The sequence below is a fragment of the Streptomyces sp. S4.7 genome (assembly GCF_010384365.1).
Lineage (GTDB): Bacteria > Actinomycetota > Actinomycetes > Streptomycetales > Streptomycetaceae > Streptomyces.
This window is the reverse complement of the sequence record NZ_CP048397.1, coordinates 7,151,479-7,174,096: the sequence shown is the minus strand read 5'-3', so window position 1 is coordinate 7,174,096 and position 22,618 is coordinate 7,151,479. Positions and strand designations below refer to the sequence as shown.

The 22,618-nt window shown below is 70.8% G+C and carries 24 protein-coding genes; 12 read left to right on the top strand and 12 right to left on the bottom strand.

The genetic code is table 11. The annotated features are described in order from the left end of the window. Positions 1-8: 8 nt before the first annotated feature. Entirely contained in the window at positions 9-647 is a 639-nt protein-coding gene (locus SSPS47_RS31560; RefSeq protein WP_164253881.1) for a dihydrofolate reductase family protein, read from the top strand. A 94-nt stretch (positions 648-741) separates the two neighbouring features. After that, positions 742-999: a hypothetical protein gene (locus SSPS47_RS31555; protein ID WP_164253880.1), complete on the top strand. Its 258-nt coding sequence runs from the start codon at positions 742-744 to the stop codon at positions 997-999. Between the two features lie 68 nt (positions 1,000-1,067). On the opposite strand, the gene SSPS47_RS31550 is transcribed toward SSPS47_RS31555, so the two are convergent. Genes SSPS47_RS31550 through SSPS47_RS31540 form a run of 3 tightly spaced genes read right to left on the bottom strand, consistent with a single transcriptional unit; the run spans position 1,068 to position 3,150 of the window. After that, the gene (locus tag SSPS47_RS31550; RefSeq protein ID WP_164253879.1) at positions 1,068-2,033 is read right to left on the bottom strand and encodes an SRPBCC family protein; all 966 of its coding nucleotides are present in this window, start codon (positions 2,031-2,033) and stop codon (positions 1,068-1,070) included. A 5-nt stretch (positions 2,034-2,038) separates the two neighbouring features. Further along, positions 2,039-2,647, bottom strand: coding sequence for a hypothetical protein (locus SSPS47_RS34990; protein WP_203557976.1), 609 nt, complete (start codon positions 2,645-2,647; stop codon positions 2,039-2,041). 41 nt (positions 2,648-2,688) lie between these two features. Then, complete coding sequence (locus SSPS47_RS31540; RefSeq protein WP_147874838.1) at positions 2,689-3,150, bottom strand: Asp23/Gls24 family envelope stress response protein; 462 nt, start codon at positions 3,148-3,150, stop codon at positions 2,689-2,691. 202 nt (positions 3,151-3,352) lie between these two features. Here SSPS47_RS31540 and SSPS47_RS31535 point away from each other — a divergent pair, with 202 nt between their 5' ends. The 8 genes from SSPS47_RS31535 to SSPS47_RS31500 are packed head-to-tail and all read left to right on the top strand — an operon-like array spanning position 3,353 to position 6,914. After that, positions 3,353-3,676, top strand: a complete 324-nt coding sequence (locus tag SSPS47_RS31535; protein WP_164253878.1) for a gas vesicle protein — start codon at positions 3,353-3,355, stop codon at positions 3,674-3,676. A gap of 41 nt (positions 3,677-3,717) precedes the next feature. Next, the gene (gene gvpJ, locus SSPS47_RS31530; protein ID WP_164253877.1) at positions 3,718-4,185 is read left to right on the top strand and encodes a gas vesicle protein GvpJ; all 468 of its coding nucleotides are present in this window, start codon (positions 3,718-3,720) and stop codon (positions 4,183-4,185) included. Between the two features lie 3 nt (positions 4,186-4,188). Next, a complete protein-coding gene (locus SSPS47_RS31525; protein WP_164253876.1) occupies positions 4,189-4,929 on the top strand; it encodes a GvpL/GvpF family gas vesicle protein in 741 nt (246 codons plus the stop codon). Between the two features lies 1 nt (position 4,930). Beyond that, complete coding sequence (locus SSPS47_RS31520; RefSeq protein WP_164253875.1) at positions 4,931-5,185, top strand: gas vesicle protein GvpG; 255 nt, start codon at positions 4,931-4,933, stop codon at positions 5,183-5,185. Beyond that, positions 5,182-5,553 (top strand): gas vesicle protein, encoded by a 372-nt coding sequence (locus tag SSPS47_RS31515; protein ID WP_164253874.1) that lies wholly within the window; start codon positions 5,182-5,184, stop codon positions 5,551-5,553. The genes SSPS47_RS31520 and SSPS47_RS31515 overlap by 4 nt, the downstream gene beginning before the upstream one ends. Next, positions 5,550-6,419 (top strand): GvpL/GvpF family gas vesicle protein, encoded by an 870-nt coding sequence (locus tag SSPS47_RS31510; RefSeq protein ID WP_164253873.1) that lies wholly within the window; start codon positions 5,550-5,552, stop codon positions 6,417-6,419. Before SSPS47_RS31515 ends, SSPS47_RS31510 begins: the two co-directional genes overlap by 4 nt. Beyond that, a complete protein-coding gene (locus SSPS47_RS31505) occupies positions 6,403-6,633 on the top strand; it encodes a gas vesicle protein (protein ID WP_147874845.1) in 231 nt (76 codons plus the stop codon). Before SSPS47_RS31510 ends, SSPS47_RS31505 begins: the two co-directional genes overlap by 17 nt. Continuing rightward, the gene (locus tag SSPS47_RS31500) at positions 6,630-6,914 is read left to right on the top strand and encodes a gas vesicle protein K (RefSeq protein ID WP_147874846.1); all 285 of its coding nucleotides are present in this window, start codon (positions 6,630-6,632) and stop codon (positions 6,912-6,914) included. Before SSPS47_RS31505 ends, SSPS47_RS31500 begins: the two co-directional genes overlap by 4 nt. Before the next feature lie 85 nt (positions 6,915-6,999). Here the strand turns inward: SSPS47_RS31500 and SSPS47_RS31495 are convergent, their stop codons facing one another. From SSPS47_RS31495 to SSPS47_RS31475, 5 genes are all read right to left on the bottom strand, one after another. Next, complete coding sequence (locus SSPS47_RS31495; protein ID WP_164253872.1) at positions 7,000-9,294, bottom strand: FdhF/YdeP family oxidoreductase; 2,295 nt, start codon at positions 9,292-9,294, stop codon at positions 7,000-7,002. Positions 9,295-9,339: 45 nt separating this feature from the next. Further along, on the bottom strand, positions 9,340-9,852 hold the full coding sequence (locus SSPS47_RS31490) for an SRPBCC family protein (protein ID WP_164253871.1): 513 nt from the start codon (positions 9,850-9,852) through the stop codon (positions 9,340-9,342). Positions 9,853-10,078: 226 nt separating this feature from the next. Further along, positions 10,079-11,248, bottom strand: a complete 1,170-nt coding sequence (locus SSPS47_RS31485) for an aromatic acid exporter family protein (RefSeq protein ID WP_239065139.1) — start codon at positions 11,246-11,248, stop codon at positions 10,079-10,081. A 164-nt stretch (positions 11,249-11,412) separates the two neighbouring features. Beyond that, complete coding sequence (locus SSPS47_RS31480) at positions 11,413-12,099, bottom strand: HemK2/MTQ2 family protein methyltransferase (RefSeq protein ID WP_164253870.1); 687 nt, start codon at positions 12,097-12,099, stop codon at positions 11,413-11,415. A 104-nt stretch (positions 12,100-12,203) separates the two neighbouring features. Then, positions 12,204-12,659 (bottom strand): SRPBCC family protein, encoded by a 456-nt coding sequence (locus SSPS47_RS31475; RefSeq protein WP_164253869.1) that lies wholly within the window; start codon positions 12,657-12,659, stop codon positions 12,204-12,206. Between the two features lie 746 nt (positions 12,660-13,405). On the opposite strand from SSPS47_RS31475, the gene SSPS47_RS36325 reads away from it, so the two are divergent. Beyond that, positions 13,406-13,741 carry a response regulator transcription factor gene (locus SSPS47_RS36325; protein WP_329037847.1) on the top strand — a complete coding sequence of 112 codons (336 nt, stop codon included), beginning with the start codon at positions 13,406-13,408 and terminating at the stop codon, positions 13,739-13,741. A gap of 28 nt (positions 13,742-13,769) precedes the next feature. Here SSPS47_RS36325 and SSPS47_RS31465 read toward each other — a convergent pair whose 3' ends face one another. The 4 genes from SSPS47_RS31465 to lanKC are packed head-to-tail and all read right to left on the bottom strand — an operon-like array spanning position 13,770 to position 20,552. Next, on the bottom strand, positions 13,770-15,647 hold the full coding sequence (locus tag SSPS47_RS31465) for an ABC transporter ATP-binding protein (protein WP_239065138.1): 1,878 nt from the start codon (positions 15,645-15,647) through the stop codon (positions 13,770-13,772). Continuing rightward, complete coding sequence (locus SSPS47_RS31460) at positions 15,644-17,572, bottom strand: ABC transporter ATP-binding protein (protein ID WP_164253867.1); 1,929 nt, start codon at positions 17,570-17,572, stop codon at positions 15,644-15,646. The genes SSPS47_RS31465 and SSPS47_RS31460 overlap by 4 nt, the downstream gene beginning before the upstream one ends. Before the next feature lie 23 nt (positions 17,573-17,595). Continuing rightward, entirely contained in the window at positions 17,596-17,724 is a 129-nt protein-coding gene (locus tag SSPS47_RS31455; protein WP_023536623.1) for a SapB/AmfS family lanthipeptide, read from the bottom strand. Between the two features lie 35 nt (positions 17,725-17,759). Further along, positions 17,760-20,552 carry a class III lanthionine synthetase LanKC gene (gene lanKC / locus SSPS47_RS31450; RefSeq protein ID WP_239065136.1) on the bottom strand — a complete coding sequence of 931 codons (2,793 nt, stop codon included), beginning with the start codon at positions 20,550-20,552 and terminating at the stop codon, positions 17,760-17,762. A 547-nt stretch (positions 20,553-21,099) separates the two neighbouring features. On the opposite strand from lanKC, the gene SSPS47_RS31445 reads away from it, so the two are divergent. Beyond that, positions 21,100-22,470: a glycoside hydrolase family 18 protein gene (locus SSPS47_RS31445; protein WP_164253866.1), complete on the top strand. Its 1,371-nt coding sequence runs from the start codon at positions 21,100-21,102 to the stop codon at positions 22,468-22,470. Positions 22,471-22,618: the final 148 nt, after the last annotated feature.

The following is a 22,618-nucleotide window of genomic DNA, read 5'->3' as shown; positions in this document are numbered from 1 at the left end:
TGAAGGCCATGCCCAAGGTCCGCGTGCACAACGTGACGATCTCCCTCGACGGCTTCGCGGCCGGCCCGAACCAGCGACTGGACGCCCCGTTCGGGGACGGCGTCGGCTGGGGCGACGACCTGCACGGCTGGTTCGTGTCCGCGACGGAGGACGCCGCCGCGGGAAGGACCGGAACCGATGTCGAGTACTTCGTCCGCGGCAAGGAGAACATCGGTGCGACGATCATGGGGCGGAACATGTTCGGGCCGCAGCGCGGGCCGTGGGAGGACGAGTCCTGGCAGGGCTGGTGGGGCGAGAACCCGCCCTACCACCACACCGTGTTCGTGCACACCCACCATCCCCGCCCGGCCCTGGAGATGAGCGGCGGAACCACCTTCCGCTTCACCGACGAGCCGCTGGAGACGGTGCTGCGGCGCGCGTTCGACGCCGCGGACGGCAAGGACGTCCGGATCGGCGGCGGGGCGGCGATCATCCGGCAGTATCTGCGCGCGGGGCTGATCGACGAGCTCCACCTGGTGATCGCGCCGCTCCTCATCGGGCGCGGGGAACGGGTGCTCGACAACCTGGGTGACGGTATCGACGGCTACCGGGTGTCCGAGCTGGTCGGCTCACCGAACGTCACACACGCGACACTGGTCCGCCGCTGACACCGGCACCGGGGCCGCTCCGCGGGGCACGGTCACATGGGCCGTGCACGTGGGCCGTGGCGGGGGTCCACCGTCCACCGGCACACTGGTCGGTGTGAAGCTTCCCCGCGTGAACTGCGCTGTCTGCCACCGTGCGATCGCTGCCGGGCCGGTCGTCGGCCGGCCGAGGAGGGGCCGTGTCTGGCGGCACGACGCCCCGGGCGCGCGCCGCGACCCGGACGGCTCGCTGGTGTCGTGCCCCGGGTCCCTCGCCGTCGTGGATCTGCCGATGCCCGGTGAACAGCCTCTGTTCGACCTGCCGGAGCCCCGGCCCGAGGATGCCGAGGCGGATCCGGTTCTGTTCGCGATCTAGACGTACGCGCCGATGCCCCGGTCATGGACCTGGCGTTCACCGGCGTCCCGGCACGGTGCGGGTGGCGCTCACCTCTGCTCTTCGTCCTCCTCGTCCGGCTCCTCTTCGTCTGCCTCTTCCTCTTCTTCGTCGTAGTCGTCGTCGGCTTCGTCCTCGGGCTCCTCCGGTCCCTCGTCCTCCTCTTCCTCTCCTTCCTCTTCTTCCGGTTCGTCGTCCTCAAGCCCTTCCTCGTGGCTCCGGACGACCTCGCCCTCGCGGATCTCGCCGCGCCAGCCTTCGACTTCCTCGTCGTCGGTGAGTGTGGCGTACCGCTGGAAGTGCTTGAGGTCCAGGCGCAGTCGCCGTCCCTGGGCACGCCAGATATTGCCGGTCTTCTCGAAGAATCCGGACGGGGTGTATTCGACGACCGCGACGATGCGGGTCAGGCTCGGGGCCAGTTCGTGGAAGGTGATGGCGCCGTGCGTCGTCCCCTTGGCGCCCTCGGATGTCCAGACGATGCGGTCGTCGGCGACCTGTTCCTGCACCGTCGCCTTCCAACTGCGGTTGGAGAAGGCGACCTTGAGCTTCCAGTCGCTCTCGATCTCATCCGACTGCTTCACGTCGGTGACACCCTTGGCGAAGGAGTTGAACTCCTCTATCTCGGTCCAGCGGTCATAGACCGTGCGCAGTGGTTTGCCGACGTCGATGGCTTCGATGATGTTGGTCACCTTGGCACTGCCGGCTTTCGCGTCCCCGCCGCCGAAGGCGCTCTTGACCGAATCGACGGCCTTGTCCTTCATGGATCCGGCCTTCTCGCCGACCAGGGCCTTGACCGGGTTCTCGCCGCCGAGCACCCGTTTCCCGACGTCAAGGAGGCCGTTCGACCCGCCTCCGTCCGAGCCTCCACCAAGGCCCTGCGCGACGTCGGTCAGCTTCCCGCCGGCGGAATCCAGCAGTTTCTGCCCCCGGGCACCGACGTAGGCGGACAGTTGCTCCTTCACCTGATCCAAGCCGGATGCACTCGTGTCCGTGGGTTTGCCTGTCTGCTTGGCCATGAGAGTTACCTCCTCCGGCTGTCTCGCGCGGACTTCTTGGCGGCGGGCTTCTTCGCCGCCGCCTTCTTCTTGGCGGGCGCCTTCTTCGCCGGTGCCTTCTTGGCCGGTGCCTTCTTCGCCGGTGCCTTCTTCGACGCCGGGCGCTTCGCCGCACGACGCCGGGGGCGTTCCTCTTCTTCGTCTTCCTCGGACCCCTCTTGCTCGGACCCTTCCGGTTCGGGCTCCTCTTCTTCCTCGAACTCCTCCTCGTCCTCCTCTTCCCCGGCTTCCTCTTCCTCGTCCTCGTCCTCGTCGACCGGTACCACGAGAAGTGCCTCGGTCCGCTGCTGGAGCGAGTCGGCGACCGCTCCCAGGCGACGGTTCGCCGTCGCGGACAGCGCCGAACGCCCCGCCTCGAGTACTTCACCCCGCGCCTGCTCCACCAGCGGCCCCACCGTTGGATTCTCTGCCAGCTTGCGCATCGCCAGGATGAGCAACTCCCTTGGATTCATCGGCAGTTGCTGGCCCGCGACAAGGGGAGCAAGACCGAGCGCCAGCTTCCCCTTCTTGGTCCGGCCAAGGACATAGCCCGCCGCCACAGCGGCGGCGAGAGAGACTTTCTTGCTGTTCTCCATGAGTGCCTCGCAATGCTGGACGGAACGGCGTCGAGGCGCCGTTACTGGACCCGGTCGCTACGGCGGCCGCCGTCCTCGTCTTCGTCGTCCGATCCGGGCAGGTGGACGTCGAGCACGTTGATGTTGATCTCGACGACCTCCAGACCGGTCATCGTCTCCACCGCGTCCGTCACACGGGTGCGTATGTCCTTCGCGTCTTCCGCGATCGGTTCGCCGTACTCCACGATGACGTCCACGTCGACCGCGGTCTGCGTCTCGCCGACCTCGACCTTGACCCCCCTGCTGGGGTCGGGCGCCTTGGACATCCGGTCCCGCACTGATCCCAGCGCCCGCGAGGCGCTGCCGCCCAGTGCGTAGATTCCGTCGGACTCGCGGACGGCGATGCCCGCGATGGTGGCTACGACGCTGTCGGCGATCGTGGTCGTGCCGCCCGGTCCCCCACCCTTCGCGCTGGTGCTGCTCGCATGGGTAGCGGGGCGGCTGCTGGTGTCGGTGCTGGCCATCGGATCCTCCAGAGAAGAAGAGGGGAATTGTCTGCGAGTGGTCCGGCGACGCGGCAGCGGGCGCTGCCCGCATCGCGGTGGGCACTCCCTCATCCACTGTCCTCCGGACCTCGCCGAGCCGCCATTCGTGTGGTTTCCGGCGGCAGCCCGTTCGGTCCATCACCGCATGCGGAGAGGTCAGAGGGCCGGGAGGCTGGGGAACATGTCAGAGCAGCGTGCCGGGCGCGCCCGGACCTCCCGATCCACCCGCTCCGCCGCGGGCGAGGAACACCTGAGGGGAGCGGAGCAGGCGGCCGAACGCGCCTGCCGGAGCCTGAGCAAGCTGATCAGGCACCGGCCCGAGGGCGTCTCCGCGGTCTCGCGGACCGATGACGGCTGGCAGGTCGACATCGATGTGCTGGAGCTCCCGCGCATCCCCGACACCACCAGTCTGCTCGCCACCTACGAGGTGGACATCGATGAGGACGGCTCACTGCTTCGGTACCGCAGAGTGCGTCGTTACCGCCGCGGTCAGGCGGACACATGAGCGCCCAGAACTGGGGCCCGACCCCGAGAGACGGTCATTCCTTGAGCACATACAGTGAGGAAGTTGTCCGCGTTCCCCGCGCCGGCACCCTCTACGACGTCCTGGAACTCATCCTCGACCGCGGCATGGTCATCGACATCTTCGTACGGGTGTCGCTGGTCGGCATCGAGATCCTGAAGATCGACGCGCGGATCGTCGTCGCCAGTGTCGACACCTATCTGCGGTTCGCCGAAGCGTGCAACCGGCTGGACCTGGAGAACGACTCGGCCAGCAGGACGGTGCCGGAGCTGTTCGGCGGCGGTATGACGAAGAGCGTCGGCAAGGCAGGCGCGAAGAAGGCCGCGAAGTCCGTGGGCGAGAAGGTCAAGCGGGCCGTGGGCCCCGGCGGCGATGACGACGACGAGGACGAGGACGAGCTGGAGGAGGCGGAACGCCCCCGCAGGTCCAAGACATCCCGCTCCAGGAGCACCGCAAGCGAACGATCCCGCCGCCGCAAGGAGGAGCGCTGACCCATGACCGCTTCAGGTATCTATGTGTACGGCATCGTGGGCGGCTCCCATGCGCTTCCCCCCTCCGCCGCCGGCATCGGTGAGCCTCCCGCACCGGTGCGGCTGCTGCCGGTCGAGGACCTCGCCGTCGTGGTCAGCGCCACGTACCCGGGGCTCAGGGCCCGGCGACGGGATCTGATGGCGCATCAGAATCTACTCCTGGAGCTGGCCGCGGCCGGCCCCGTGCTGCCGATGCGCTTCGGCATGGTGGCGCCGGACGAGGCGACGGTACTGGCGGGCGTCGCCGCGCGGCGTGGCGAGCACGCCGCCGTGCTGGAGCGGCTGGACTCCCGCGTCGAGATGAACGTCAAGATCATGCCCGTACAGGACGACCTGGCCGCACTGATCCGGGCGGACCCGGTGGTCCAGCGGGTTCGCGAGGAGACGCGGCGCCGGCCCGGTTACGAGGCGAACGTCCGGCTCGGCCAGGCCGTGGCGGAAGGTCTGCGGCGAAGGGCGGCCGACGCGGCGGCCCTGCTGCCACCCCAATTCGCCGGGATCGCCGACGACATGTGTCCGGGGCCGGACGTGGAGGGCTGCGTCCTGAACGCGTCCTTCCTCGTACCGCGCCGCGAGGAAGGACGTTTCCGCCGTGTCGCCGAGCGATTCGCCGCCGACCATCCGGACCGCGTCGAACTGCGGGTGACCGGCCCGCTGCCCTGCTACAGCTTCGTGGCCCCGGAACCCGTCCCGGCCAGGGTCTGACATGGGTCTGCTCTCCGGGGTGCTTCTCCTCCCCCTGGCGCCGGTACACGGCGTGGTCTGGATCTCCGACCGGCTCATCGACGCGGCGGAGGCGGAGCTGTACGACCCGGCGGCGATCCGCCTACAGCTCGCCGAACTGAACCGCGCCCTGGACGACGGTGAGATCGACCTCGCGCGCTTCGAGCGCGAGGAGGAGCGGCTGCTGGACATTCTCGACAGAAAATCGCCGGTACCCGTACCTGGAGTGAGCCCGTGACGGAACTGGACAGCTGGACAACGGAGTCCCGGTCGCACCCGCCCGCCACGGCCAACCTGGCCGAGATCCTGGAGCGGGTGCTGGACAAGGGCATCGTCATCGCCGGTGACATCAAGATCGACCTGCTGGACATCGAACTGCTCACCATTCGCCTGCGGCTGTTCATCTCGTCGGTGGAGACGGCGAAGAAGGCGGGCATCGACTGGTGGGAGACCGATCCCGCGCTGTCGTCGCGTGCCGCCCACGACGCCCTGTACGAGGAGAACAAGCAGCTGCGCGAGCGGATCGAGGCCCTGGAGGGCGAGGACTCCCAGGAAGCCGACAGCGTCCCGCGGGCCGGCGTCAGAAGGGAGCTGCGCCGCCGATGAACTCCACCCCGCACCCCTCGCCCACGGTCACGGCTCCGGTCGGGAGAGAATCCTGGGCCACGTACGTCTTCGCCGTCTGCCGATCGGACCACCCCGGGTTCCTCTCCCGCGCCGAGGGGCACCCCGGCGGCGGGCCGCCGCGTCTGCTGACGGTCGGCTCGCTGGGCGCCGTGGTCCAGGACGTGCCGGCTGCGGAGTTCTCCGAAACGGCGCTGCGCGAGCGGCTCGGCGACGCCGCCGAACTCGAACGCTGCGCACGCGCCCACCACGGCGTCGTCACCGCCGCCGCCGCGGGAGGCCCCACCGTCCCGATGCCGCTGGCCACGATCTGCCTCGGCGACGAGCGCGTGCGCGCGGCCGTCGGGGAGAACCGGGACCGGTTCCGTCTGGCGCTGGAGCGCATCGCGGGCCGGGCCGAATGGGCCGTCAAGGTCCACCTGACACAGGCCGGGACGACGGCCCACTCCGCCGCCCCCGGCACCGGCGCCGGCACCGGGGAGACGGCCGCCGCCGGCCCACGCGTCTCGGGCCGTGACTACCTGAACCGCCTGCGCGGCCGCCAGCACCTGCGCGAGCAGCACCGGGAGAGCGCACTGACCGCCGCAGAGCAGGTGGACGCCGCCGTGCGGAGACTGGCGGTCGCCACAGTCCCTCGTCGGCCGCACGGCCCCGAGGTCACCGGCAAGGACCGCACACAGATCATGAACACCGCCTATCTGATCGCCGAGGACAGGAGCGGGGAACTGACGGCCACGATCGGCCGGCTCCGCGCGTCACCGGAGTTCAGCGGCATCGAGATCGACGTCTCCGGGCCCTGGGCCCCCTACTCGTTCACGGACGGAGGAGAACTTGCAGGGCACCCGTAACCCCGTTGCGTGGCAGGGCCCGGAGGCCACGGCCCCCATCGGCGTCCCCCTGGTCGACCTGCTCGACAGAGTGCTCGGTACCGGTGTCGTCATCAGCGGGGATCTCGTGATCGCCATCGCGGACGTTCCGCTGGTCCGGCTCTCCCTTCACGCCCTGCTGGCATCCGTCAGCGAGCGTGTTCCCGCGCCGTGGGCCGACAGCGGGCCCCTGTGAACGACACCCGTGTGGACATCGATCCGCACAGCGCGGCCGGTGATCTGGCGTCCCTGGTACTGACCGTCGTGGAGCTGCTCAGACAGCTGATGGAACGACAGGCGATCCGCCGCTTCGACAGCGGAGAGCTGACGGAGGAGCAGGAGGAGCGCGTGGGGACCACTTTGATGCTCCTCGACGAGCGCATGACGGAACTCTGCGAGCTGCACGGCCTGCGCCGCGAGGACCTCAACCTGGACCTCGGCCCGCTAGGCAACCTGCTCTCGCACGAAACACGGTGACGGACCGCCGGGCCGCCCCCGCGCCGTGCCCGTCGGTACAAGCCGCCGGGCGCCGCATTCCGTACGCGAGTGGTTCGGTCGGGTGTCAGCCCCGTGGTTCCAGCCGGACGACGATGCCTTTGGAGGTCGGGGTGTTGCTGGTCTCGGCCACGCTGTCCAGCGGTACGAGGACGTTGGCCTCCGGGTAGTAGGCGGCGGCGCAGCCGGGGGTCGTGGGGTAGGAGACGAGCCGGAAGTCCTCGGCGCGGCGTTCGGTGCCGTCCTGCCAGACGCCGACCACGTCCACCCGGGCGCCGTCCTCGAATCCGAGGGCGCTCAGATCCGCGGGGTGGACGAGGACGATCCGGCGGGATCCCTGGATGCCCCGGTACCGGTCGTCGGTGGTGTAGGGCACGGTGTTCCACTGGTCGTGCGAGCGCAGCGTCTGGAGCAGCAGATGGCCTTGAGGGGCGCTCAGTGCCTGGAATTCGTTGCGGGTGAACAGCGCTCTGCCGCTGGGGGTGGGGAAGACGCCCTCGTTCACCGGGTTCGGCAGGTCGAAGCCGCCCGGCTTGCGCACCCTGGTGTTGAAGTTGTCGAAGCCGGGCACGACCCGCGCGATGCGGTCCCGGATGTTGCCGTAGTCCGCCTCGAAGTCCTCCCAGGGCACGGGCACCTTGTCGCCGAGTGTCCGGCGGGCCAGCCTGCTGAGGATCGCGACCTCGCTGAGCAGATGGCTGGACGCCGGTTGCAGTCGCCCGGACGAGGCGTGCACCTGGCTCATGGAGTCCTCGACGGTGATGAACTGCTCCTCGCCGCTCTGGCAGTCCCTCTCGCTGCGCCCGAGGGTCGGCAGGATCAGCGCGGTGTCGCCGCAGACGGTGTGGGAGCGGTTCAGCTTGGTGGAGATGTGCGCGGTGAGACGGCACTTGCGCATCGCCGTCTCGGTGAGGTCGCTGTCCGGGGCGGCCCGTACGAAGTTGCCCGCGAGGCCCAGGAAGACCTTGGCCCGGCCCTCCAGCATGGCGCGGATGGAGCCCACGGTGTCCAGCCCGTGGTGGGCGGGCGGGGTGAAGGAGAACTCCCGTCCCAGCGCGTCCAGGAACGTCTGGGGCATCTGCTCCCAGATGCCCATGGTCCGGTCGCCCTGGACGTTGCTGTGCCCGCGTACGGGGCACACACCCGCGCCGGGCCGGCCGATGTTCCCGCGCAGGAGCTGGAAGTTCACCAGCTCGCGGATGGTGGGCACCCCGTGCTTGTGCTGGGTGAGTCCCATCGCCCAGCAGACGATGATCCGCTCGCTGGCCAGGACCCGGTCCCGCAGCTCCTCGATCCGGCTCCGCGTCAGGCCGGTGGCCGCCAGGACGTCCGGCCAGGAGACGGTGGCACGGATGTGCGCGGCGAACTCCTCGAACCCGGTGGTGTGCCGGTCGATGAAGTCCCTGTTCAGGACCGTACCCGGCGCGGCGTCCTCGGCCTCCAGCAGGAGCAGGTTCAGAGCCTGGAAGAGGGCGAGGTCGCCGCCGAGCCGGATCTGGAGGAACTGATCGGCGATGTTGATGCCCCGGCCGACCACCCCGCGCGGTTTCTGCGGGTTCTTGAAGCGCATGAGGCCCGCTTCGGGCAGCGGATTGACGGCGACGATCTGCCCGCCCCCGCGCTTGGTCTCCTCCAGCGCGGAGAGCATCCGGGGGTGGTTGCTGCCCGGGTTCTGGCCCACCGTCAGCACCAGATCGGCGTGGTGGATGTCCAGCAGGCTCACGTCGCCCTTGCCGACGCCCAGTGTCTCGTGCAGCGCCGCCCCGCTGGACTCGTGGCACATGTTGGAACAGTCCGGCAGGTTGTTGGTCCCCAGGGCACGGGCGAAGAGCTGGAGGACGAAGGCGGGCTCGTTGCCGGCCCGGCCGGATGTGTAGAAGATCGCCTCGTCCGGCGAGTCCATGGACCGCAGCTCGTCGGCGATCAGGCCCAGGGCGTCGTGCCAGCTGATCGGCTCGTAGTGGTCCGCGCCCGGCCGCTTCACCATGGGCCGGGTGAGCCGGCCCTGCTGGTTCAGCCACCGGTCCGAGGCGCCCGCCAGCTCGGAGACCGGGTGCCGCCGGAAGAACTCGGGGGTCACGCGTCGCGTCGTGGCGTCGTCGTTCGCGTGCTTGGCGCCGTTCTCGCAGTACTCGTTCCTGTGGCGCTGCCCCGGCGCGGGGTCGGGCCAGGCGCAGCCGGGGCAGTCGAAGCCCCCGGTCTGGTTGATGTCGAGCAGGTTCAGTGCCGTACGCCGTGCCGAGGTCTCCCCGAGGGAGTACCGGACGGCGTGGGCGACCGCCGGGACCCCGGCGGCCCATGTCTTCGGCGGAGTGATCTTCGCCCGTTCGCCGCCCGGGTCACCGTTCGATGATTTTCTCAACGCCCCAACCTTCCGCTCGGCCACTTCACTGTCGTACGGGATGTCTCAGCCGGTCGGCCAGTCCGGCATCTGCGGCGGCGGACGGTCGGCGTCCGGTCTGACATGGCCGTCGCTGATGGTTCCCCGCCACTGCCCGGTCTCCCGGCCCTGGGCCTCGATGTACTCCTTGAAGCGCCGGAGGTCCGCGTGCACCTGTCTGCGGATCACGCCCAGGGCGTCCCCGGCCCGCTCGGCGGCGCCGCGCGGAGTGAACTCGATACGGAAATCGACCCGGCAGCGGGTGTCGCCCAGCGACCGGAAGCGCACGGAACCGGTCAGGCGTGATGTGCCGACCGTGCGCCAGACCACGCGGTCGTCGGGACGCTGCTCGGTGATCTCCGCGTCGAACTCGCGGGTCACGCCGCCGAATCTGGTCACCCAGTGCGTCATGGAGGAGCGTGAGCGCTCCACCCGGCGTACTCCCCGCATGAACTGGGGAAAGCACTCGAACTGGGTCCACTGGTTGTAGGCCATACGGATGGGGACATCGACATCGACAGCGCCTTCGATGACGCTCATTGGCTGTCCTGCCTCTCCGCGACGGACCAGGGGCGCGGTACACCGGGTCGTACACCACGCGACCGGGTACCCGGTCCGGGCACTCTCAACCGGGCGATGTCGCCGCGGCCGACGGTCAGCGACGAGAATTCCCCGCCGCGTCCGTCGCGCCTCCTGTAACGCGCCGGAGTCGGGCACCGTGCCGTCCGTCTGGTCGTACGGTGCACCGGAAATCCACCCGGTACGTTCAGCGCTCCACGCGCTCCCGGTACTCCCCCAGGACGTCCGTGGTGTGCTCCAGCTCCTCCATCAGGCGCGTCGCCTCGACCACCAGCACCCCGTAGGGGCGCGATGGGTCCATCAGTGGGAGGGACCGGTGTTCGGCCTCCTCCGTCATCTCGTACCGGCGGCGACGCGCCCGGCCGACGAGCCGGTACAACTGCCGCCCCTGGCCGTCCAGTGCGTCCTCGTCGAGACTCCCGAGGAGCCGGGTGATCTCCGCGAGCGCGTCGAGGAAGGCGCCGTAACGTGTCAGGAAGGGGCCGTAGTGGTACTCGTGCTCCTCCTTGCGCCACTGGTCCAGACTCCGTGTCAGGGAGCCCAGTTGGTACAGGGCGCGCTCCAGCGCCGACAGCACGGCGGCGTACCCGTGGAAGGTGGCGCGGGTGTGCCTTCTGGTGCGGGGGCTGCCGAACAGCCGCAGCGGGTTGTACAGCAGACTCTCCTCGGCGGTCCGCAGATCCGTCCGGGCCTGGTCGATGCTGGCGCCGATCCCTTCGGCGCGCGAGCGCCATCGCGCCGTGTGCTCCCGGTCGGCCCGTCCCTCGCCGAGCGCGGGCCCGATGTCTTCGAGGAGGTCGCTCATGGCGTCCGCGAGCAGGTGGATGCCGTACTCGGCGCCGCGGTAGCGCAGGGGCGGCGCGATCGTGCCGTTGACGACGACGGCCACGACGGCGCCGATGAGCACCAGCAGGATGATCTGTCCGAGCTGGAGGGCGGTGTCGCGTTCGTCGCCCGCGGCGGTGTAGGTGGCGAAGGCGAAGAACGCCGCCGTGGCGACCTGGTTGCCCTGCGGGCCGAGCGCGGGCCACCGCCCGATGAACAGGGCGATCAGAGCCACCAGGACGAAGGTGAACACGTCGGGACCGGCGAGATACACGAGCCCGGCCTGCACCAGTACGCCCGCGGTGACGGCCCCCACGTAACGCAGCGCCTGTGCCAGTGACCGGTAGATGGTCACGTGCATGAGCAGGACGGCGGAGAACGGGGCGAACGCCGGCGACGTCGCGTCAAGCAGGTCGTGGGCGATCACCCACGCCACGGTCGCCGCCAGGACACTCTTGGCGGTCAGCAGCAGGGACCGCCGCTCGTCGCCCGCCCCGTCACGGGCCCGCCGGAGCCACTGGACCGCCGTCAATTCGGGACCTCGCAGGGGACGAGGGCCGGGGATTCCGTGTCGTCCATGCCTCCCGAGTACCCGTACGCGTCCGCGCAAACGTTCGCCCTCAGGAGCGCGGCGTGCCCCCGGACCCGTGGCGGACACGGCGGACGCGGCGGACGCGGCGGACGCGGCGGGGCCCGTCACCCGGCGCGTTCGGCACGGATGATCACCAGCTCCTCCTTCTCGTCGCCGGGCGCGATCAGGCCGCGGTCCAGCAGCCACCGCCTGCGCGAGGCCAGTACGGGGCCGAAGGGCACGCGGCGGCGGTCGGTCACCTCACCCGGCAGACCCGCGCGCTCCAGCCGCTCCAGGGTCGCGGTCACCCCGCACAGCGCCGAGTGCACGAGGAGCAGTGCCCCGCCGGGGTGGAGCAGGCCCGCCGCCCCGTCGCACAGCCGGTCGAGGACCAGACGTCCGTCGTGCCCCGCGTCCCACGCCCGCGCCGGGCCCCGCGGGGGCACCAGGGCGTCCGGCGCGGGCACGTAGGGCGGATTGCTGAGGATGAGATGGAACCGCCTGCCGACGGCGGGCCCGAGGAGGTCACCCCGGACCGCCTCGACCCGCAGCCCGGCCAGCGCCGCGTTCACACGGGTAGCGAGCACGGCACGGCGCGTACGGTCCACGGCCGTCACCCGCGCCCCCCGCCGCGCGGCGGCGAGAGCGAGAAACCCGGACCCCGTACCGACATCCAGGACCGTCGCCCCGCCGCCGACCGACTCCCGGTCCAGAGCCTCCCGCAGCAGCAGCGTGTCCCCCTGCGGCCCGTAGACCCCGCGCGGAAGCACCACACGGCCGCCCCGACCGTACGTACCGATCAGACCGGGCATCGACTCACCTCGCCACTCCGCGACCCGGCGACGAGAGTGTCGGGTCCCTCGCCGATGATCACTGTGTCCGGCATCACTGCCTCCTGGCGTTCTCGCCGGGCCGTTCAGGCGGCTGCGCGCGCGGGTGACGGCGCGTTCTCCACCACGTCCGCCAATCGGGCGAGCATGGTGCGGTGACGGAGCTGGATCAGGGCGTCCACGGCCGTGTTGTGGAGCAGGCCGCCCGGTCCGCGCAGCGGGTGCTCGTCGATGATCACCAGGGCGTTCTCCCCCCACGGGCGGACCTCCACGGCGATCCGCGCGGTGCCGAGCCGGCCGCTGTCGGCCTCCAGCTCCAGCACACCGGGCTCCTCGCACCGCCGGACAACCGTGCTGCCCGACACCGCGCATCGCCCCAGCCGGATCGTGTACGTGATGCCGGAGCCGACCTCCGGCCACGCCCCCTCCTGGGGGCGAGAGTCAGATGTACCGACCACCCAGTCGCCGTAGCGCGAACCGTCCGCGAGCACCGCCCAGACGTCCGCCACGGGCCGCTCGATCAATCGATGTCGTACGGCCATCGGCCCTCCAGCCCTGGTCAACGGCCCCGAGTGGGCCGACCGCCAGGTCCCGGCGCGCTCGGCCGCATGTCTCTCACTGTCCCAGGCGTTCGGCGGAGCCGCCGCCGGACCACCACGGAAGGCCGTACGAGGACCATGGGTTCCGGCATCTCACGGAGCGCCTTCCGGTCCGGTTGCTGCGGGCATATGCAGTTGACCGACGAAGATTGGCCACCTCGCCGATTTCGACTAGATTCAATCGCCGATTGACCGGAAGTATCTTTCGCTTTCCCTCTGCCGGGTCGATGTGACAGCTTTTCCGAGGGGGACGGGGACCGGATAAAAACTGGGGGGCGTACTGGGGAGCACACGCGCATGCCGGGGGCTCACGGCAATCTGAAAAGTGCCTCAGCTTCCGGTCGGCAAGGAGTTCCCGTCGGCGCATGACGGGCAGTGGATGTGATGCCGACCGGCGACCCACCACCTACAGGGGGACATGCATGATCCATGTTCAAGTCGTACACAGGGTCGGACTGTTCCGTTCAGCTCTTGTCGCGCTGTTGCGCTGCGAGGAGACGCTCCATGTTTCGGCGTCCCTCAAGCGCCCGACCCATCAGGAGGCGCTCTGTTCATCGCCGCATGTATGGGTGACCGATATCGACTGTCTCGATGACCCGGCGCGCACGGGAATGCCCGGATCCGGCAACGGGCAGGGCGGTATGGGAGCGTTATTGGTGCTCACGTCGGAAAGAAAGCCAGGAGCTCTGATGAGAGCATTCGAGGCGGGGGCGCTCGGGTATGTCAACAGGGACGGCGACCCGAGCCGGTTGATCGAGGCAATTCACCGGGTGGCGCGCGGTGAGAGGTATGTCGACGACTCGCTGGCCTGTGATTTCCTCCAGGCCACCAAACTGCCCCTGACGCCGAGGGAGTTGAGCGTACTGGCGCTCGCGGCGGAGGGCTCGCCGATCGGCGACATCGCGGCCTCGCTGCATCTGTCGAGCGGGACGATACGCAACTACCTGGCCTCCGCGATACGCAAGGTCGGCGCGCGCAATCGCATCGACGCCGTGCGCATCTCGCAGGACGCGGGATGGCTGTAGCGGCGACGGGGCTCCCGCCCTCGGCCGGTCAGCGGCCGACGGGCGGCGACGGCGTGTGCTGCCAGTGGCCGAAGAGATCCCGGTAGAGCGCCGAGCTCGTCAGCAGTTCCTCGTGTGTGCCGAACCGCGGCGTCGTGCCGTCCAGTACGAGCACCCGGTCCGCCCGGCGCGCGGAAGACAGCCGGTGGGCCACGACGATCAGGGCGCCGTCACGAGCGCGGGCCCCGTCGGCGGAGGCCCGCTCGGCGAAGGCGCGTTCGACGCGAGCCTCAGCGGGCGGGTCCAGATGACAGGTGGCCTCGTCGAGCAGGACGAGGGGCGCGGCGGAGAGGTACGCGCGGCACAGCGCCAGGAGTTGGCGCTCACCGTGGGACAGGCCCCGGGGGGCGAGTGCGGCGTCCGGGCCGCCGAGCCGGTGGACAAGTGGTTCGGCGCCCAACGTCCTTATCGCGTGGGCCAGTTCGCCACTCGTGGCGTCCGGCCGCAGGTGCAGGAGGTTGTCGCGGACGCTGCCGGTGAAGACATACGCCTGCTGCGGGATAAGGACGCGCCGGTCCGCGAGGTCCCGAGCGGTCCTGCCGGTCACCGGTTCCCCGCCGAGCAGGACCGTACCTTCGTCGGGGGCGACGAGCCCGGAGACGACACCCGCGAGCGTTGACTTGCCGATGCCGCTCGGACCGACGACGGCGATGTGCTCTCCGCGCCGGACGGTGAGATCGAGGCGTTCGAGCACGGGAGTCGAGTCCGGGCCGTAGGCGTGGGTGACGTCGCGCACCTCGACCGCCGGCACGGTGCGCGAGGGGCGCCGACCGCGGGACGGGCGCCGGCGGCCGGCGCCGGCCGGGTCCGGGGCCGGGGCCTTCGTGGGCAAGGGGGCGGCGGTGGCGTCCTGGAACCGGTCGACCACGACCAGCAGTCTCGTCCCCGCCGCTCCGAGCGCGGTCATCATGCTGTGCAGCGCGGGAAGCAGCGCCTGGAGAAGGTAGGTGAGCGCCCCGGCCAGCGCGCCGGTCGTCACCCCCTGCCGCAGCAGCCACGGAGTGGTGACGAGCAGGAGCAGTACGGGCAGTTGACCCGCGACACCGAGCGCCACGGTGCGCAGCGCGGCCCAGCGCGCCAGCACCCTCGACGTCCTCTCCGCGACGTCGATCAGCCGCCCCGTACGCTGCGCCGCGTCCGCCTGCGCTCCGCAGGCCACGAGGTCGCGATGGCCGGCCGACACCGCGCCCACGCCTTCGGCCACGGCCTCGTCCGCGTCCAGGAAGTCGCGCTGGGCCGAGGCCATCGGGAGCAGCGTGGCGAGGAAGAGGGCGATCCCCAGGACCAGCGGGGGCAGGACGACGAGGAGCAGTTCGGGAGCGAGGGCCAGCAGGCCGATCAGCGCGCCGACGGCGTTGAAGACGAACGCCCTTACGGTGAGGACGAGTCCGGCGAAGCTGTCACGGACGATCTCGGTCTGATGGGTGAGCCGTGAGACCGCGCCGGTGTCCGAGCGGTCGTCGGTGCGGGCCGGATCGGTGACCGCCCGGCGCAGCGCCTGCCGGACCGCGCGCCGTACGAGCGCGTCCCGCAACGGCTCGGTCAGCTCGGCGAGTTGGGCGAAGACGCCGCGCATCGGAGGTCCTGCGCCGAGGATCGAGGCTGCGGCGACGGCGAGCCAGAGCAGCCCCGTCCCGGTCTGTCCGGCGAGGAAGCCGCGGTCGAGGGCCTGGGCGAGGCAGTACCCGCCGAGGAACGTCTGCGCGGACTCCAGCAGCGACCACCCGCCGAGCCGTACGAGGGCCCGCTTCCTGCCCGCCAGGAAGCGCCGCGCGGGCGGCAGGTTCCGGCGCAGCGCGCCCCTGCCGGAGGACACTTCGGCGGCCGGCGGCTCGGCACCGGCCGGCGATTTCGCGGCGGCGCTCACCGGTCGGCCCGTTCGGCCGCGGTGGGACCGGGAACGGCGGCGTGCGGGTACGGGTCCGTGGGCGACGCCGCCGCCGGCGCGAGATCCGGAGCAGCGGGCTCCGTGGCTTCCGGAGGAGCGAACAGGGCGCGGTACTCCTCGGAGCGCCACAGTGCCTCATGCGTACCGGTCGCCCGTACCCGGCCCTCCTCCAGCCACACCACCAGGTCGCAGCGGGCCGCCGAGGAGAGGCGGTGGGCGACGATCAGCCGGGTGCCGTGCCGGACGTCACGTGCCAGGGCGCGCTCCACCTGATGCTCCGTCACGGTGTCCAGGCTGGACGTCGCGTCGTCGAGCACCAGCAGCCGTCCGGCTCGCGCGAACGCCCTTGCCAGGCCAAGGCGTTGAAGCTCTCCCCCGGAGAGCGGCGCGGCATGCGGCGCGGTCGCGTACCCCTGCGGCAGGAGCCGTACTAACGCGTCCGCGCTCGCCGCGCGAGCCGCCGCACGGACACGTTCCCCGGGCATCGGCGAGCCGCCTGCCAGTGCCTCGCCGAGCGTGGCGCCGAAGAGGACGGGGCGTTCGAAGGCATGGCCGACCTCGCGGCGCAGTTCGTCCTGCCGGAGGGCGCCGAGCGGAACGCCGTCCAGCAGGACGGTCCCCCCGTCCGGCTCCGTGAGCCGCCCGGCGACCGCCGCCAGCGTGGACTTGCCCGCCCCCGAGCGGCCCACCACCGCCACGGACGTGCCGCCGGGAATCGTCAGATCCACCCCGGCGAGGACGGTCCTGTCCTGGTGCTTCACGCTCACTCCGCGCAGTTCCAGCGTTCCGCGCGCCTCGGGCGGCAGGGTCCGGGCTCCGTACGTCATCGCGGGCAGCGCCATCAGTTCGGCCGCCCGGCGCGCCGCCGAACGGCTGCGGATCAGGGAGCCGAGCAGTCCGGCGGCCGTACCGACGCCGGCGGCGAGCGCCGCGTACCGGCTGGCGGCCAGCAGCTCGCCCACGCTCATGTCGCCGGACGCGAGCCTGATGCCACCGACCGCCAGGACCGCGACGGTGAGCAGCGGCATGAGTACACCGCTGCGCGCGACGGCGGCGCCGTGGATCCGCCACATCCGGCTGCCCTGCGCGGCCAGTTCGGGCAGCGGGGCGAGGATGCGGTCGCGGTCGCGTGCCTCGGTGCCTGCGGCGGCGATGGTACGGGCCCCGGCCAGCGCCTCGACCAGACGTGTGGCGATGTCGGCCTGCACGTGCTGGTAGCTCGCGACGCTGTCGGAGGAGCCGCGGGCGAAAGCCCGCAGGACGAGCACCAGCAGCGGGAGCCCCGCGAGGAACGTGAGCGCGGTCCACGGGTCGATCAGGAACAGCGCGACGAGCGCTCCCACGGGCGCGAGCAGCGATGCCCCGAGCGTCGCGGCGGAGACGGGCGCGGTGGACGCCTCGGTGGCGTTCGCCGTGAGCCGGACAGCCACGTCGCCGGGCGGGAAGCGGGAGGCGTGGCCGGGCCACGCGGCGAGCAGACGGCCCACGCCCCGGGTACGGAGCCAGGCGGCGGAGCGCGCGCCTGCCGTACCGCCGAGCAGGGCCACAGCCGCGTCCAGCAGCACCTCGGCGACGATCAGGGCGGCGCAGGCGAGCAGCCAGGGGTCGGCGTCCGGGCTGCGCCGGAGCAGGAGGTCGAGTGTGCGGCCGAGGACGGCCGGCAGCGCGAGGGACGCGGCGGCGGAGGCCGCGGAGCAGAGGAAGACCGCCGTGGTCCGGCCCGCGCTGTGACGCGCGGCGCCCAGCAGGAGACCGGCGGCTGTCGCTTCACGGTCCTCCGGGACGGGCGGCGTCTTCAAGAAGGGGTCCTCTCGGTTCGGGCGGTCGGCAGGACGTAAGCGTAGGGACCGACGCCCGTGAGCGCCGGACGGGCTCAAAGCCCGTCCGGCGCCGCACCGGGTCATCGGCCTGCCGACGACCAGAGGTGTCAGTTACAGGTGGTGATGCTCAGGCTGCTGTCACCGCAGAGCAGCAGGCTCGCCCGGCTGCCGGTGGCGACGTCGCCCGTGGCCTCTTCCTTGGGGGTCTCCATCGACTGCAGGTCAAGAAGGTTCATGACAGTGCCTCTCTTTTATGGGGACGGTGTGCTGGTCACGACTCCAGGAGGAGCCGGTTCATGGGCCGCTTCTTCAGCGGCGGGAGGAACGGCAGTCGCGCGGGTCCGTCCGCGTGGGCGGCGGCGACTGCCAGCAGACAACCGGCGGTGCCGGTCGCGAGGTCCATGGAGAGCCGCATCATCTGCTCTCCGGGGAAGGCGAGATGCCCCCGGTAGGGCAGCGCGTGCCAGGCGAGCGTGCCCATCTGCCGTGCGATGTCGGCCGGTTCGGTGCCGGGGCCCGTGACCGACGTACGGCTGAGGTGGAGCACCATGCCGGCCGCGCCGCGGAAGAGTCCGGGCTGCGCGTAGAAGGTCGCCTGGGCCGCCCGCACGATGTCGCCGCGCGCACGTGCGAATCGCTCGTCGGCGCGGTGGACGAGATAGTCGTCGAGGACCATGCCGATGCCGACGCTGCCCGCGCCCAGGTAGGGCATGGTGCGCCAGCCCTCGTCCACCTGGAGGGTGCCGCCCGCGCTCTGTACGCACCGGTCCAGGTCGCTGTGGAGCGCCTGTGCCGCGAGGTCGAGCAGGGCGGTGTCGCCGGTGCGTTCGTACAGGCGGATGAAGAGGAGGGCCGTGCCCGCGCCGCCGTGGAGCAGTCCGGCCCGGCGCTTTCCGTCGGCCGTCCCTTCGGGGGCCGTGTCCATGGCGCGGGCGGCGAGTTGTGCGCAGCGCATGGCCGCGTCGGCCAGTGCGCTCTCGCCGGTCGCCGCGCCGAGAGCGTCAAGTGCGAGTCCGAGGCCGGCGGCGCCGCCGTGCAGGTCGGCGGGCAGCTCGTCCCATGGCTGACGGATCGTCAACTCGGCGAGTTCCAGGGCACGGTGGGGGTGACCGAGCCGGTGCAGGGTCCAACTGAGGCCCGCGAGGCCGTCGTAGAAGCCCAGCGGGGTGCCCGACTCGGGTTGCTTGGTGCGCTCCAGCAGCCACTCCTCGGCCCGCGGGCAGGGGTCGGCGCCGCTCTCGGCGAGTGCGTAGAGGACTCCGGCCGCGCCGTATCCGAAGGAGAGACCTCCGCCGGTGGTGGCGAACTGGGCGATGTCGCCGGGGAAGTAGCGGTCGTCACGTTCGGGGGTCGCGGAGGCCAGGATCGCGCGGACCATGGAGTCGCGGCTGTGCGGCCAGTCGGCGGGCTCGGCCGGCAGATAGGGGCCGGACGTGGCGGGTGCCGGGGTCCGGGGCACCGTTGCGCCGGACCCGGACGTCGTATCCGTACCGGTGTCCGCCTCAGCCGTACCGGTGGCCGTGTCCCGGCCCGGCTCGCGCACGATCTCCGCCACCGCCGCGTCCAGGAAGCCACGGTCGACGGGGAACTCCCGTGCCACCACGTCCGCCAGGTGCGCGGCCTTGCCCCGGTCGATGGCGAAGAGGCTGGTCAGCGGTATGAAGAGGGCGAGGCGCAGACAGGCGAGGGCGTAGCGGTCGACGTCGAGGCCGCGTCGGCCGGCGGGGGCGACGAACGCCGGATTGGCGACGGTCTGGCGCCCGTTGTCGGCTGCGGGCGCCGCGGCCTCGAAGTCCAGCAGTACGACGGAGGACTCGTCCTCGGAGACCATGATGTTGAACAGGTGCAGGTCGTTGAAGACGATCCCGCGTGCGTGCACCGCCTCGACGGCCCGTTCCACCAGCCCGTACAGGCGCAGTGCCCATTCGGTGTATTCGGCGAGCCGCTCCGCGCCGGGGTCCGCGTCGATCAGCGGATGCCTGCGGGCGAAGAAGGTGTTGAGGGGTCTGCCCTCGACGAAGTCCAGCACCAGGAAGTGGTGGCCGCCGAGTTCGAACGTGTCGAGGACCTCCGGGGTGCAGGCGAGCCCCGACAGCTGTTCCAGCGCGTACCGCTCCCGGGCGAGCCGGGTCACCGCGTCGGCGCCATCGGCCGCCAGACCGGCGTGCGGCCTGGCCTCCTTGAGCACCACCTTCGCGCCGGTCCTGCTGTCGCGACCGACGTACACACCACCGCCGTTGGAGAAGTGCAGCGCCTGTTCGACGACGTACGGCGACGCCGCGACGGTCGTGGCGGCGCGCGCTTCGAGATGGGGGCGCAGCACGTCGGGCGGGGTGATCCAGTCGGGTGTCCGGAAGACGGGGCCGCGCGGATCGGGTACGAGCCTGCCCTCGGCGTTCTCGATCGCCGGCCGCAGCATGCCGTCCGCGTAGCAGTCCCGGCGCGTGAAGCTGCCGTAGCGGACGTGGACGGGGCCGGCGTTCCACCGGAGGTCGCTGAGGATGTACGGGCCGGGCTCACCGGCCAGCAGTGCGTCGAGTTCGCCGGCTATGCGCCCGAACTGCTCGTCGTCCACCGGGTAGATGGTGATGAATTTCCCGCTGGCGCCGCGGTCCGCGTATTTGGCGTTCCGCGTGTGCAGCAGATATCTGCTCGGCACGAATTTGAAAGCGATACGGCGGTCGACGCAGTGGGACATCGTCCGGTCGAGAATCGACTCGGCGTTGTCCAGGCAGGCGGAGACATGAATCTTCCAGCCCTGGGCGGGGAGTTCGTGCTCGACCGGACGGAATGCCAGCCAGTCACCACTGTGATGACGCTGCCATCCTTCGGGCACCGGGCGCCGGGCGGCTTCGTACCACTCGCCGGTCCGGGCCGGGGAACGGCCCGCGGATTCGGAGATGCCCCTTGATTCGGAGGCGCCCGCCGATTCGGCGGTTCGGGTCGCGTCATCGGTTCCGGTCGGCTCTTCGGTTCCGGTCGGTTCGGCGGTCGGGGAAAGGTGGTGCGGCGAGTCGTAGAATTGCCGGTCCGCGTCGCAGAACACGGCGTAACCCTTGTTCACACACCCTCCCTCGTCGGCGACAGCGCCAACGTTGCCACGGTGGTGAGGGCGGCCCATAGTCGCCGATGTCACCGACACGGCGTGCATTACGCACGAGTAACAAGGGTGTTTCGCGGAGCGTCATTCCGGCACCGCGGAGGCCGGCGCACCCGGGCGTGCCGCGCTTGGATTTCCGGGCCGCCCGCCTACTGGGACGGATGGGTCGTGAGGCCGAACCGGAGGATGCCGGGCCGACGCGATCGCGGCGGGCTGCCGGTCCGCCGGGTGTCCGTCGACGGCGAGGATCAGTCCGCGGCTCCGCCGACGGACCGGTCGACCTCGTCGGCCACGACGGGGGCGGCCACCTCGCGATGCGGGTCGCCTCCGCCTACGACGGCGCGGCGCGATCGTCCGGACATCGGGCAAAGTCCCACCAGGAATAGCACTTTGACTCCGTACGCACACTTACCTGCGGTAGAACTGCCATACATCTTGACGTTAATGGTCCAGACCAATACGTTCCTGTGCGCACCGCTCCCTTCCGGCACGCGCACAGGAAACGAGCCTCATGCCTCGAAAGAACCTTTCCCGGCTGGCCATCGCCGCCCTCTCCCTCGGCCTCGTGGCCACTCTCGCCCCCTCCGCGGGCGCCGAACCCACCTCGCAGGGCGACACGCATGGCTCGAACAACTCCCACCCCTCGAAAAACTCGTACAAGCGGGTCGGCTACTTCGCCCAATGGGGTGTCTACGGGCGGAACTACCAGGTCAAGGACATGGACACGAGTGGGGCGGCAGCCAGGCTGACCCACATCAACTACGCCTTCGGGAACGTGAGCGCCGAAGGGAAGTGCTTCACCGGCAACACCCCGGGAGAGTCGGACGCCTGGGCCGACTACGCGCGCCCGCTCGACGCGGCCGGCTCCGTCGACGGCCTGGCCGACACCGACGACCAGCGCCTCGCCGGCAACTTCAATCAACTGCGTGAGCTGAAGGCGAAGCATCGCGGTCTCAAGGTCCTCATCTCGCTGGGTGGTTGGAGCTGGTCGAAGCACTTCTCGGACGCGGCCCTCACTCCCGCCTCCCGCCGCGCGCTGGTCTCCTCCTGCATCGACCTCTACATCAAGGGCAATCTGCCCGTCGACGGCACTCGCGGCGGCGCGGGAGCCGCCGCGGGTCTCTTCGACGGGATCGACCTCGACTGGGAGTGGCCCGGTTCGGCCGGCGACGTCGGCACCGTGTTCCGCCCCGAGGACAAGGAGAACTTCACGGCGCTCGTACGGGAGTTCCGCCGGCAGCTCGACGCGCACGCGAAGTCCCGGAAGGGCCAGGAGAAGCGTAAGCGCTACGAGCTGACCGCTTTCGTCCCCACGGCCCCGGCCAAGATCGACGCGGGCTACGAAGTCTCCAAGATCATGCGGGACTTCGACTTCGTGAACCTCCAGGGATACGACTTCCACGGCACCTGGGAGCCCACGACCGCCCAGCAGTCCGCGCTCTTCGCCAAGTCCGACGACTTCAGCGTCAACCAGACGGTCAACGACTGGCTGCGGCGCGGCGCGCCGGCGCGCAAGCTCGTGGTCGGCATGCCCTTCTACGGCCAGGGCTGGACGGGCGTCTCGGGCGGCGGCACCGGCATGGGCCGGCCCGCGACCGGCCCCGCCCCGGGCACCTGGGCGAACGGCAACGAGGACTACGAGGCACTGAAGAAGCTCGCGGACTCCGGGACGTACACCGTGCACCGCGACCTCAGGAACGGCCACGCCTGGCTCTTCGACGGCAAGACGCTGTGGACGTACGACGACCCCCAGGTGCTGCGCACCAAGTCGGCGTACGTCCGCGCCAAGGGACTCGGCGGCGCGATGTTCTGGTCCCTGGACGGTGACACCCCCGAAGGCGACCTGATCAAGGCCGTCGACCGGGCCCTCGGCCGTCGCTAGGGAGTCGCGAAGAACCTCCGATTCGGACCACCGCCACGGGACCCCGGCCACCGAAGCCGGGGTCCGTGGCATCGGAGACCGACCTCCTGCTTCCGTCGGATGCCCGCACCTCGCCGTGCCCGGCAACCCTGTGACGGCCGTCACAGAC